Annotated in this window: 14 protein-coding genes; 2 read left to right on the top strand and 12 right to left on the bottom strand. The window is 25.5% G+C overall.

From position 1 onward, the window contains the following. The 11 genes from atpF to tuf all read right to left on the bottom strand — a co-directional run bounded on the left by atpF (position 1) and on the right by tuf (position 9,015). Positions 1–561, bottom strand: coding sequence for a F0F1 ATP synthase subunit B (gene atpF, locus T388_RS0103525; protein ID WP_051586212.1), 561 nt, complete (start codon positions 559–561; stop codon positions 1–3). Beyond that, positions 561–788 (bottom strand): ATP synthase F0 subunit C, encoded by a 228-nt coding sequence (gene atpE / locus T388_RS0103530; protein ID WP_027120917.1) that lies wholly within the window; start codon positions 786–788, stop codon positions 561–563. The genes atpF and atpE overlap by 1 nt, the downstream gene beginning before the upstream one ends. Before the next feature lie 31 nt (positions 789–819). Then, positions 820–1,557: a F0F1 ATP synthase subunit A gene (locus T388_RS0103535; RefSeq protein WP_027120918.1), complete on the bottom strand. Its 738-nt coding sequence runs from the start codon at positions 1,555–1,557 to the stop codon at positions 820–822. A gap of 716 nt (positions 1,558–2,273) precedes the next feature. Continuing rightward, the gene (locus T388_RS0103545) at positions 2,274–3,227 is read right to left on the bottom strand and encodes a YwaF family protein (protein WP_084489768.1); all 954 of its coding nucleotides are present in this window, start codon (positions 3,225–3,227) and stop codon (positions 2,274–2,276) included. 2 nt (positions 3,228–3,229) lie between these two features. Continuing rightward, on the bottom strand, positions 3,230–4,585 hold the full coding sequence (gene ffh / locus T388_RS0103550) for a signal recognition particle protein (protein WP_027120921.1): 1,356 nt from the start codon (positions 4,583–4,585) through the stop codon (positions 3,230–3,232). Continuing rightward, positions 4,578–5,402 (bottom strand): GNAT family N-acetyltransferase, encoded by an 825-nt coding sequence (locus tag T388_RS0103555; RefSeq protein ID WP_027120922.1) that lies wholly within the window; start codon positions 5,400–5,402, stop codon positions 4,578–4,580. The genes ffh and T388_RS0103555 overlap by 8 nt, the downstream gene beginning before the upstream one ends. A gap of 65 nt (positions 5,403–5,467) precedes the next feature. Further along, entirely contained in the window at positions 5,468–5,701 is a 234-nt protein-coding gene (locus T388_RS0103560; RefSeq protein ID WP_027120923.1) for a YdbC family protein, read from the bottom strand. 97 nt (positions 5,702–5,798) lie between these two features. Continuing rightward, positions 5,799–6,737 carry a tRNA (adenosine(37)-N6)-threonylcarbamoyltransferase complex transferase subunit TsaD gene (tsaD, locus tag T388_RS0103565; RefSeq protein WP_027120924.1) on the bottom strand — a complete coding sequence of 313 codons (939 nt, stop codon included), beginning with the start codon at positions 6,735–6,737 and terminating at the stop codon, positions 5,799–5,801. After that, a complete protein-coding gene (tsaB, locus tag T388_RS0103570) occupies positions 6,737–7,291 on the bottom strand; it encodes a tRNA (adenosine(37)-N6)-threonylcarbamoyltransferase complex dimerization subunit type 1 TsaB (protein WP_027120925.1) in 555 nt (184 codons plus the stop codon). The genes tsaD and tsaB overlap by 1 nt, the downstream gene beginning before the upstream one ends. Then, entirely contained in the window at positions 7,291–7,680 is a 390-nt protein-coding gene (gene tsaE, locus T388_RS0103575) for a tRNA (adenosine(37)-N6)-threonylcarbamoyltransferase complex ATPase subunit type 1 TsaE (RefSeq protein ID WP_027120926.1), read from the bottom strand. The genes tsaB and tsaE overlap by 1 nt, the downstream gene beginning before the upstream one ends. Before the next feature lie 141 nt (positions 7,681–7,821). Next, on the bottom strand, positions 7,822–9,015 hold the full coding sequence (gene tuf, locus T388_RS0103580; protein ID WP_027120927.1) for an elongation factor Tu: 1,194 nt from the start codon (positions 9,013–9,015) through the stop codon (positions 7,822–7,824). A gap of 282 nt (positions 9,016–9,297) precedes the next feature. On the opposite strand from tuf, the gene T388_RS0103585 reads away from it, so the two are divergent. Then, complete coding sequence (locus tag T388_RS0103585; RefSeq protein WP_027120928.1) at positions 9,298–12,342, top strand: lipoprotein 17-related variable surface protein; 3,045 nt, start codon at positions 9,298–9,300, stop codon at positions 12,340–12,342. A gap of 120 nt (positions 12,343–12,462) precedes the next feature. Here the strand turns inward: T388_RS0103585 and T388_RS03910 are convergent, their stop codons facing one another. After that, on the bottom strand, positions 12,463–12,675 hold the full coding sequence (locus T388_RS03910; protein ID WP_156930255.1) for a hypothetical protein: 213 nt from the start codon (positions 12,673–12,675) through the stop codon (positions 12,463–12,465). A 93-nt stretch (positions 12,676–12,768) separates the two neighbouring features. Between T388_RS03910 and T388_RS0103595 the strand changes: the two genes are divergently transcribed. Then, positions 12,769–13,038: ATP-binding cassette domain-containing protein (locus tag T388_RS0103595; RefSeq protein ID WP_027120929.1), on the top strand; the 270-nt coding region annotated here is incomplete at its 3' end.

A 13,038-nucleotide genomic window follows, 5' to 3' on the forward strand; every position in this document is an offset into this window, starting at 1 on the left:
TTAATCTTTTTCTTTTAAGAAGTTATCAATAATTTGGTTTTCAGTTCTTTTTGATACTTCTTTTTTAAGAATTTGACGAGATAATTCCGCAGCAGCTTTTGCAATTTGATTTTTCGAATCTTCAAGTAATGCTTCACGTTGTTGATTTATAACTATGTTTGCTTCTTCTAAAATTCTTTTAGATTCGTTTTTTGCATTAGTTGTATATTGGTTAGCAACTTTTTCTGCTTGCGCTTTTGCATCTATAATTATTGTTTTAGCTTGTTGATGAGCATCAACTAATTTTTGATTTGCCTCATTAATTTTGTTTTTTGATAAATCATTAGTTTTTTTTGCTTCATCTAGGTTATTTTGAATATAGTCTTGACGAGCCTTAATAGCTTTTTTAAGAGGTTTATAAAGTAAAAAATGTAAAATTAATATCACTAAAATAAGTGCTATTAGTGTCGAAATCATCATTGGAATACTTGGAAAAATTTTATTAAATTTTTCTGAAATTGTTTCGGATAATGATGGTGATTTACTGTAATTTACTTTTATGTTTGAAATGTTGTTAATCATTATTTAAATGCAAAAATGAGTAGAATTGAAATAACTAATGAATAAATTGCTGCAGATTCTGAAACACCTTGTCCAATAAGCATCATTGAACGTACTTTACTTGCTGCTTCAGGATTACGACCTACTGCTTCTGCAGCTTTTCCAGCAGCAAAACCTTGTCCTAATCCAACTCCAAAGCCTCCTAACATAGCAATTCCGGCTCCAATGGCAACTAATCCTTTTCCTAAATCCATAATTCGTCCTTTCTTATACTTATTATTAGTAAGTATTTGTTTGAGTTTTTAATATTTTTTTTGATTTTTTTGTTTCTTCTTCAGTTTCTCTAGATCAATAAATTGTTGTTAATGTTGTAAATACTAAAGCTTGGATAACTGCTCCAAACATATCAAAATACATATGTAGTATTGGCGTTATTGGAACAGCGAATAAATATCATGCATTATTTGCTTGACCTGGTAATAAAGTTCATATTCAACCAAAAAAGTAATAAATTAAGAATAAAATGGTTGAACCACCAATAATGTTTCCGAAAATACGGAAGCTCAATGAAATTAACGGCGCAAATTGCCCAATTGATTCAATAGGATTTAAATATCTTTTAAAAAATCTAAATCTTTGATATAAAAGTCCTACTACATAAATTCCAAGCCAACTTATTAGTGCTAACGTAAATGGAACTGAATAAGATGTAACTACTGGTTCTAAACCAATTAATCCTAATAAGTTACCAATTAGTAAAAATGTTGCAAGCCCTAATATATAAATTCGTGCAGACGGCATTTTGCCACCTGTTGATTCATTATACATACTATCAATTGCTTGAACATAACCTTCCATTATAAGCACAAAACCTTTGGGTGCTTTATCAGGTTGGGAGTATTTCTTTATCATTATATAAGTGGTTAATGACAAAATCAAACAAATTAATAATGTTACAACAAGGGAAAGTAATTGTGGTTGATTTCATTCTCACAAATTACTTAAAAGTTTATCCATTTAAGCCTCCTTTCACTTAATTTTTTTTAAGACATAATAAAAATATATTGCTAAACGAAAGCTAGATAAGCCAAAAATAAATGAAATTATATTTATTGGATATAATCCTATGTCTAGTTTTTTAATATTAAAATAATTTTTACTATAAGTATTTATCAACAAAAATAAGATAGTTAATAATATGATAATAGTTAAGAAAATAAACCAGCTTATTGTTGTTAAAAAAAAGGCTTTATTTTTATTAGCAGTATTTAGCGAATAATTAACAATTGATTCTCTTGTTTCAAAAGATAGATGAGATATCATTGATCCTATAATAAAACCCAAAAATAAACTTAATTTTAAATAATAAAAAAAACAAAAGCATAAGATACAAATTAAACAAGTGTAAATATAAAAAATAAAATAAATCTTTTTCTTATCTTTAAATTGCATCTAACTCCTATTTAGATGTTTTTTTAATAAAAAAACACAAAAACTATGTTATGAAGAAATAACATAAATTGATTATATTACTAAAATGAAAATATTGATAATAATATTTACCTATAAATTCAGATGTAAATTAAAAATATTTTTTTGATTTATAATTTCTTAATTAAAAATAAATTATTTATATTTAATATCTAAATTTCTTTAATTATTTAGCAACAAATTTAGATATTAAAATGTCTTATTAATTTTTATTATAAAAAAACTTAGAAAAAATCTAAGTTCTATTCTTTATAGGAAAATTTTTTTAATTTATCATAGTCTTTTTGTTTTAAATTAAATGATTGTTTGTATATTTGTCAATTAAATGACTGTTGAGTTTTAAAAATGAATTTTTTGTTAATTGAATCATAATTAAAATAAATTTTGTCAAATAACATTTGTAATGTGGTCCACAATATTATGGACATTGTTCCTAAAATTATAAATGTTATAGTACTATAAGGAAAATCTGTCAATATACCTAAAAGTGAATTTTGTCTATCTCCTGTTTTATCTTGTTTTAAGAAGAAATAATTACTTCTTCATGATTCTGGATGATTTTTTAATAAATAATTTACTAATGCTGCTATTAATATAGCGATTGTAAAAATTCCAATTGTAATAAGTGTGTCCTTAAAAGTGGTTTTAGATTTATTAATAGAAAGTAAAAAACTTGATAAAATCACTATATAAATATGAGCGAATAAATAATCGTAATAATAAAAATTATCTAATCCGATTACAAAAGTTTTTGGAGCTTTTCCTAATGAATAATGCAAACTACTTGTAAATAAAGCAATATAAGCACCTACAATACCTAAAAAACCAAAATATTTTATTCACTCTATTTTTTTAAAAATTAACATTATTGCTAAAGCACATAATATAAAACGGCAAAATTGAAAAGGAATAATTTCTCAATATTTAGGCATTTTTATAGTTATTTGTAAAACAATTCTAGTAAGAATAAATAGTAATGTAATTACTCCAACAATTTGAAGCATTACTATTCTCGATATACCTAATTTATTTTTGTCATAAAAATAATATCTTTGTCTAATAAATCTATGAAATATGGCAATTAGTAAAGTTGTTAATATTGTTAGTGTTAAAAACACAAAATAAATAATGTATGAAATTGATCCTTTAGAAAAATCCAAATGATTTCCATACACACTGAAAAAACCAGTCTTCATTTTTATAGGCCACCACCGAAGCCTAATTTATTTAAATCACCAAGGTTTCCGCTTTTGATTTTTTTAGCCATTTCGTTCATATTTTTTGACATTTGTTCAAAATCGTTAATTAAACGATTATATTCAAAAGCACTTCGGCCACTTCCCTTAATAATTCTTTGTTTTCTTTCGGCTTGTTTTAATAATTTAGGATTTTGACGTTCTTTTTTAGTCATTGAACTAATTAAAATTTCATATGAATACATTTTAACTTCAGCTTCTTCAATTTTTTCTTGACTTATTTTATTTGATAAACCAGGAATCATTTTTATTATTTTGCTCATTTTTCCCATTTTTTTCATTTGTGCTAAATTACTCATTAAATCATCAAGAGTGAAATTACCCTTTAGAATCTTTGCCACCATATTATTAGCCATATCAGGGTCATAAATTTCTTCAGCTTTTTCTATTAAACTCATGACATCACCCATACCTAGAATACGATCTGCCATTCTATCAGGATAGAACAAATCTAAATTAGAAACTTTTTCCCCTGTACCAATGAATCTAATAGGTAAGTTTAATACTTTAGTGATACTTAGTGCAGCACCACCACGAGCATCAGAATCTAATTTAGTAATAATACTTCCTGTCAATTTTAATTTATCATTAAAAGTCTGAGCTACATTTATTATATCTTGGCCACTTAAAGCATCAGCAACAAAAAATATTTCTTGTGGGTGTGCTATTTTTTTAAAGTCTAATAATTCGTTCATTAATTTTTCATCAATAGACAAACGACCAGCAGTATCAATGATTATTAAGTCATTTTCATTTTCTTTTGCATATTCTAGAGATTCTTTTACAATATTTTGCGCTGAATCACTTATGCCTTTTTCGAAGTAATCAATTTGAATACTTTTTGCTAAAGTTACTAATTGTTGTACTGCTGCAGGTCTATAGATATCAGCTGCTACAACTAATGGTTTTTTAATAAAATGTTTTTTTCTAAAATAATATGCTAATTTTGCACATGCTGTTGTTTTACCACTACCTTGCAATCCTGACATCATAATGATGTATGGTTTAGAATTAATTTCAATTTGTTTAACTTCATTTCCCAAAATGTCTTTTAGTTCATTATGAACAATTTTAATCATTTGTTGACTTGCGTTTAATGAACCAACCAAATGACTTTCAAGAGCTTTTTGTTTAACATTGGCAATAAATTCTTTAACAACTTTTAAATTGACATCCGCTTCAAGAAGTGCCATTTTTATATCTCTTGTAACTTCTAAAATATCTTCTTCATTTACCATTGTTTTTTTCGTCATTTTAGCAATTGACTTTTGTATTCTATTTTCTAAAAAATTAAGCATTTTTCTCCTTAATATTTTGTTTACTAATTGTAAAAACTTTACCTATATCTTCAAAACCAATTTTATAGTACATTTTTGCTGCATTAGGATTATCAAAAAACAAAATAGGTTTTATATTCATGTCAATAATATAGTTACATAATGCACCAGTAACCTGAGTAGCATAGCCTTTTCTTCTATATTTATTTATACAAAACACTCCACCAATCATTCCAGCATCTTTTGTTGATGCGTGTAATTTTGCATGAGCTATTACTTCATTATCATCATTTTTTATAATAAAGGGATGTGAAATATTTAATAATATACCATTGTGACATATTTCAATTTCTTTTTCTTTAGACACTCTGAATTCTTTAAGTTCTTTAATTGTCATCAGACTATTAACAATATTATTTACATCATTCAAAGTAGCTTTTTGAACTTTAGAAGTATCTCCATCATATTTGTGATTTAAAACAGCTACAGTTTGTTTATGAATTTTTCATTCACTTTGTTCTAAAAGTTTAAAGTTACTAGCAAATTTGTTATATTCTTCTTCGCTCACATTTATATTTTTAATTTCATTTTTTAAAATAAATTCCCAAATTGTTGTTCATTCTATTTTATTAAATGGATCATAAAATAATAAAGTTTGACCATAAATTAAAATAACAGATGTTACTTCATTTTGATCTTTGTTAATAAAAGTAGTCATGAACTTATTTTTATGTCCAAATTGTTCAATATCGCCAATTAAAAATAAATTTTTTAATGGTTCTTTTCTTAGTAATTGCAGCATGAATGGAATATCTTTTTTAGTAGCTTTTTTAATCATTTATACCCCTTAAAAACAAAAGCAAAAAACCTTTTGCAAGGTTTATTTGATTATTAAATTGATATTTAAGCAAGTTCTTCATCCAATAATTTTTTTAATTCAATTAATTCATCTTTGTTTAATGTAATACCTTTACTAGAACGAGCATGATCTTCACTTCAATCACGAATATCATATTTTGGTTCTCCATTATTTCATGAAACAAGATTTAATTCTTTTGTATAGCCCCCTGAGGTTTCGGCAATTTTTCCTATGCTACGAACTATTTTATTTGTAATTTCTGGTTTTTTATAAGCCATAATTTCTCCTTAAATATAAGTATTTTATTTTTATATATTATATATAAATTAATTTTAATATTAAATATAAGTTATTAAATACTTAATAGATGTTATATTATTTATTTTTTTTATACATCAATTGATGGTAAGCACACATTGCTATCATTGCACCATTATCGGTTGAATATTTTAAATTTGGAACAATAGCTTTAGAACTTAATTTTAAAAATCTTTCTCTTAATTCATGATTAGCGCTCACACCACCTGCTAAAACTAATGATTCAAATTTATATTTATTCATTGCTGCTTTAACTTTGTTTATTAAATAACTAATTGCGCATTCTTGGAAACTACAAGCTAATTTGATTTTGTCAATTTCTTGTTTTTTTTGTAGAGAATTATTATAAATATTAATAACTTGAGATTTTAATCCACTAAAAGAAAAATCTAATTCATTATCTGTATGAGGTTCAGTTAATTTAATATATTCACCGTTATACATTTGATACATTTTATCAATAATTGGTCCGCCTGGAAAACCTAAATTTAATTTACTGCCAATCTTATCGAAGGCTTCACCCACTGCATCATCAAGTGTTTGACCAATTATTTTTATTTGAAAGGGATTTTCAATATACATTAATTGCGTATGTCCTCCCGAAACTAATAGACATAGTGAGGGATATTGAATTTTGTTTTCAATAGCACAAGAATAAAAATGTCCCTCTAAATGATTTATTGGAATAAGTGGCTTATTTAATGCAAGTTTTAAAGCATTAGCAAATAAATAACCAATTTGTAAAGTACCAATTAATCCTGGTTTCTCAGTGTAAGCAATATAATCAATTGTTGTTAAATCATATTTATTTAAAAAAATTTTTTGAATAATATTTATATTTTTAACATGCTCTCGTGAAGAAATTTCAGGAATTGTTCCGCCAAATTCTTTAAATATATCGATTTGACTTATTGTTTGCAATTCTACTATTTTACCGTTTTCTAATAGTGAGATAGAAGTGTCATCATGACTTGTTTCAATACCTAATATTTTCATTATTTTTTAACTCCTATTTGTGGTTTTTTTATGTAATAAGGTTCAATATTCATAATATCATCATATTTTTGAAAAAGAGATTCATAACTATTAAAATTAATTAGAAAAATATAATAATTTACCTTATCATATTTTTCTAACATGCCGTTTTTTAAGGTTATTTGGTTAATAGAAAATTGCTTATTGCATTGATAGTAGTAATATTTACCACCTCTAGCATCTATAGAAAAACTTTTTTGTTGTGGATTTTGTTTACTTAAAATTTGCATTGTACTAATTGTTTTTAAATTGTTTTTTAATATTAAAGATAAAGTTCTTAAATATACAAGAGAAATACGAACACCTGTAAAAAAACCTGGTCCTAAATTTGTATAAAAACAATCGAAATCAGTTATCTTGTAATTACAATCAATTAATAATTGTTCGACATATTTAGGAATCAATTGAACCTTTTTTGTGTAATTTTTCAGAATAATACTCTTAATTAGTTTAAAACTATTATCAAATATTGCAACAACAAAATCATTGTTCGCTGTATCTAAATATAACTTCATTATTTCACCTCTTTAATGTTATAAATATGATTATTATTTACGTCTACTATAATGTTAATTTTGAGATAGTTAGAATAATTATGTTCGATTTTTTCTGGTCATTCTATACAAACAACATTTTGTTCATAGTAATCTTCAAATTCACTTAAGTCACCATTTAGGTGATAAGCATCAATATGGATTAGGCCATCATAATTTTTCATATAGTTAAATGTTGGTGATGTAATGATATCTTTAATTTGCAATATTTTAGCTATTTTTTTGACAAGTGTTGTCTTACCTGCTCCTAAATCTCCATTAAGTAAAATAATTTTGCTAGGTGTTAAATTATCTAAAACATATTTTGCAACATCTAATACTTCATTTTCATTTTTAGTTATAAATTTCATAATTATTCCTTTATAAATATTTTCTAATTAATTTTATCATTAATAGTTAAATACCGTTTTTGATTTATTATTTTACATTATTAAAAAATAAAAGAAAAATGTAAGACTATTTGTCCTACATTTTTAGTCATATTAAATAAATTATTTAATGATTTTTGTTACATTACCGTAACCAACTGTACGTCCACCTTCACGGATTGAGAATCTTGTTCCTTCTTCAACAGCGATTGGTGAAATCAATTCAACTGTTAAGTCAACATTTTCACCTGGTGTAACCATTTCACGTCCGGCTTCGAATTCAACTCCACCTGTAACATCTGTTGTACGGAAGTAGAATTGAGGTTTATAGTTTTTAAAGAATGGTGTGTGACGTCCACCTTCTTCTTTAGAAAGAGCATAAACAGCAGCTTGGAATTTTGTGTGAGGAACGATTGAACCTGGTTTTGCAAGAACTTGTCCACGTTCAATTTGTGATCTTTCAATTCCACGTAATAATAATCCAGCATTGTCTCCTGCTTGAACTTCTTTAAGGTTTTTACGGAACATTTCCATACCTGTAACAACAGTTTTTTTAGTTGGTTTTAATCCAACAATTTCAACTTCTTCATTAATGTTTAATTTTCCACGTTCAACACGTCCTGTAGCAACTGTACCACGTCCTGTAATTGTGAAAACGTCTTCAATAGCCATTAAGAATGGTTTGTCAAATTCTTTAACTGGTGTTTCAATGTATGTATCTACTGCATCCATTAATTCCATAATTTTTTCTTCGTATTCTGCTGTACCTTTAATAGCTTCTAAAGCTGAACCACGAATAATAGGTGTATTTTCTCCATCAAATCCGTATTTGCTTAATAAGTCACGAACTTCCATTTCAACTAAGTCTAACATTTCTTGTTCTTCTGCACCTTTAAGCATGTCACATTTGTTTAAGAAAACAACCATTCTTGGAACACCAACTTGTTTTGATAAAAGAATGTGTTCACGTGTTTGAGGCATAGCTCCATCTGTTGCAGCAACAACTAGAATAGCACCATCCATTTGAGCAGCACCTGTAATCATATTTTTAATGTAGTCAGCGTGACCTGGACAGTCAACGTGTGCATAGTGACGTTTTTCTGTTTCATATTCGATATGTGCTGTGTTAATTGTTATACCACGAGCTTTTTCTTCTGGTGCATTATCGATTGATGAGTAATCTCTTTTTTCAGCTAAACCTTTTTTAGCTAGAACTGTAGAAATAGCAGCTGTTAATGTTGTTTTACCGTGGTCAACGTGTCCAATGGTACCAATGTTAACGTGTTCTTTACTACGGTTAAAATCTTGTTTTGCCATAATTTAAATTCCTTTCATAAATTTAATAAATTGTATTTTAGCGCTAAAACCAACCTAAAGTGTGGCCTTTCATCCACATCCTATCCATACTATTTATTAAATTATAAATAGCACAATATATTTTAACAAATATGTAAAATACAAAAAATAATTTTGTTAACTAAATTTTGATTTCAATTTTATACTAAAAAATATTTTTTTATATGGTTTTATAAATAGTTATTTAGTTATAATATCAACATATACATAAATGTATATATTATTTCGTTTAAAGCAAAAAATATGAAACTAAAAAAAGTTGTTTTGTACTTAGGAACATTTAGTTCACTTAGTACATTACCATTGATTGCGTCATGCGTCAATTCTAAGAAAGGTGATGATGAAAAAGCAAACATTGATAAAGCAGTAAAATCAGTTAATGCTGATGTGCTGAATAAATCTGCAAGAAAAGCATCAGAAGTTACTAATAACGAGATTAGTTTTGCAAATTTTGACAAAACAAAATATGATCTTGAAGTAAAATCATTATTACCTGATGATTCAAAAGGAAAACTTATTGTTCGTTTTGTTCTTAAAACAAAGGATCAAAAAGTAATAAGTGATATTTGAGAATCTACAATTGATGATTTTAGAGTAGAATCATCTACTGAAGTTCTTACAGCGGAGGAATTAAATAACTTATTGAATATGGTTTCATTTTCATTAGTGTCTACAACTGATTCTATTGACGATGTTATTTCAAAACAAATGAGTGCATTTAATATTAATAATTTAGATAGTTCAAAAGTTGAGTTTGAATTAGTTAAGCCTATTTATAAAGAAAATGACAAGGCGATTATTGTTTTTAAAGTTAAAGATTTAAAAGATGTTACAAATACATCAGAGCAAAGAAAAGTAGAAATTTCTTTTTCTAGTGTTAATACTCTTTCAGCAACAGAATTAACAAATTTATTAAATGCTATTAAAATTGAGTTAAAAGATAGTCATACCACAGCAGATAAAGCAGTCGAATTACAGTTAGATGCATTTAATATTACAGGAGTAGATACTACTAAAGTTTCTTTTCAATTGTTTAATAGTATTACAAAAAGTAATAATGATATTTTGATTAGTTTTAGAGTTGTTGATAATTTAGATTCAAACAATTTATCAGAAGTTAAAGATTTAACATTTCCAGGTTATATTGAACCATTAACTGTTGATACATTAAATAACGAGTTAAATAATGTGAATATCGAACTAAATACAAATGTAGAAAATATTGATATAAACTCATTTAATGTAATTTATACAAATAGTAGAATTATGGTTAATGTTAAAGAATTTGTAAGACAAGATGAAACACATGCTGGATTAAAAATTAATCTTTACGATTCATTATTTACAAATGTTATTTCTAATGATAAGGATATAATTATTGAAGTTCCTTCACAAGAGCAAATAGATTTTAACAACTATTTAAAAGGACTTCAATTAGCATATGATGGAGATGCTACACTATTGAATGCAACAGATGTTGAATTAGATAAGATTAAAATTCAAAAAAACGGCACTGATTTAGATAACTCTTATGTAGTTTCTAATAATCATTTTGTAAATGCAGATGCCACAGAAGATGAAATAAATGAAGGTTTTAGATTAGTTAATTTCACTGTTACAAAGGGTAATTTGTCAAATTCTTTAGAGTTACGTCTTAATGTTAATCCATCTGATAAAAATATAATTATTGATCAATTAGAAAAAGTAAAAGAATATGATATTGTGAAATCTTTTGAAGTAGCAGAAATTCTTGAAAATAAAAAGAATGAATTAATTGCAGCTGGCGCAGATTCATCTGTTGAATTGTATTTTGACTATGTTGATTTTAAAATTTATGACAAAGCATATGGTGAGAAAGATAGAATTGCATTATTTACAAATTCAAATCAATTATTAAGAAATACATTGTTAGCACGTTCAGCTAGTTATGAAAAAGGAGAAAGAAATCTTGTTAATTTAAAATATGATTCAATAAATGATAAATTTTTCCTTGAATTTTATCTTGGAAAATATGATAGAGATGATAGTCAAAAAAGAATTAATAAAATGGTAACTAAAACCATTGCTAGACCGCTAGTATTAATAAGTCAAAGTAAATTAAACCAATTGGCTCAATATTATAAAAATGAAATTAGTTATCCAAATAAAGAAAATAAAGAAGCTAATGATGCACTAGTTTCAGAATTACAAACCCAAAATGTACCAACTAATACAACTTTAAATATTGTTGAAATCGTTCCAAATAATAATGAAGGAACCTTGCTTGTTAAATATACACTTTCAACTTCATTTGATAATAAAGAAATAACTTCAAATGTAGTTGAAACAACTATCGAAGGATTTAAAATTTCTTCATTAAATCAAAAACTTAGTGAAATTGATTTAAGTGTAGAAGAAAAAAATATTACATCTGATATGTTGGATGTTAATAATGTTAAATTTCTTAAAAATAATGTTGAATATACATTTGATTCATCTATCAATGTTGTAAAAAGCATAGTAGGCTTTAATAAATATTTAGGTACAGCAAGTGTTAAAGTAGTGCTAACTAAAAATAATTTAAATGCAGAAAAAGAATTTGAAATAACTGGATTTAATAGAGTTGAATTTCCTCTTCAAACCATTGTTGATGGGACTAAAATAAAAATAAACGATGAAATTGATAAAAATCAAACAGCACCATCAGCTATTGTTAAAGATAATCTTATTCTTTTAAATTCTGATGATCAATTGCTTTTAGATGATGTAAATATTCATGTAGATAGTATTGAATTAACCCCAAACAACCCTGAGGGAAAATTAGCAGTTACTGTTAATTTCAGTTATAAAGATGATTCTTCATTAAAAGCAACTAAAACATATGAATTAGATGGATTAAAAGTTGTCCAAGCATTATCACATGAATATATGAATAATGACGTTGCTAAAGCAGCTTTTGATGGAACATTGTTTACTTTTGTTGGTAATGAAGAAGATAAACAAACACTTATTAATTATGTAAAAAATAATAATCTTGTTACAGTTAATAAAAATAAAGATGGAGTTGCTTCAATTGATAAAAAACAATTTGCTTTTATAAAAGTAAAGGAAAGTGTTAACAATTATGTTAAAACACATTCTAAAAAAAATTCGATTGCATTATTTACACCTAATGGTAGTTGAAAAGGAATAAATATTGTTGAAGAAAATAATGCAATATATCTTAAATTTTATTTAGTGCTAAAAAATGGTTCTAAAGATGAAGAAAATCCAATTGCAATAAAACTTTTTGACATTAATGAATCATAAACATAAAAAAATGAATTGCAAAATTAAAAAGATTAATTAATAAAACGAATTTATATTTCTATAAAATATGCGACAAATTCCTTGTCTTCAAATAATAATTATTCATTATTATCAGAGAATTTAAATAAGTTTTAAGAATACGAAAGTTATAACAACAAAAATAACAAAAATTACATCAGAAATTTCTAAGCTAGAACACATTTTTATATTTTTGTCAAGAACTAAAATACTTGAATCATTTATTATTTTAAATGTAGGACATTGTTGTCTTACATTTTTTTCAACTATCAAACTATTTATTACTCAATACTCAAAACTATTAAATCTTTTCAAATAGCTTAAACACAGTAAATAAATTGAGAAATTTATACATTAAAATTGTTTTAATTCTTATTAAAAATAGTTATGTTGATATAATAAAAATATATGGAGAAAAAAGAAGTTTTAATTCAAACTACTAATGTGTTTAAAACAGTAAAAAAGAAATTAATATTAAAAAATATAAATTTAAAATTATTTTCTAATAAATTTCATGCTTTTATTGGTGAAAACGGTTCTGGTAAATCAACACTAATGAATATAATAACGGGTGATGATTTAAATTATGAAGGTGAAGTTAATATTTTTTTAGATAATGATAAACCAAATAGAAGTTTTTTGTATTTTAAAACAGATTTAAAATTTCCTCAACATTTA

Source organism: Mycoplasmopsis lipofaciens ATCC 35015 (assembly GCF_000686585.1).
GTDB classification, from domain to species: domain Bacteria; phylum Bacillota_I; class Bacilli_A; order Mycoplasmatales; family Metamycoplasmataceae; genus Mycoplasmopsis; species Mycoplasmopsis lipofaciens.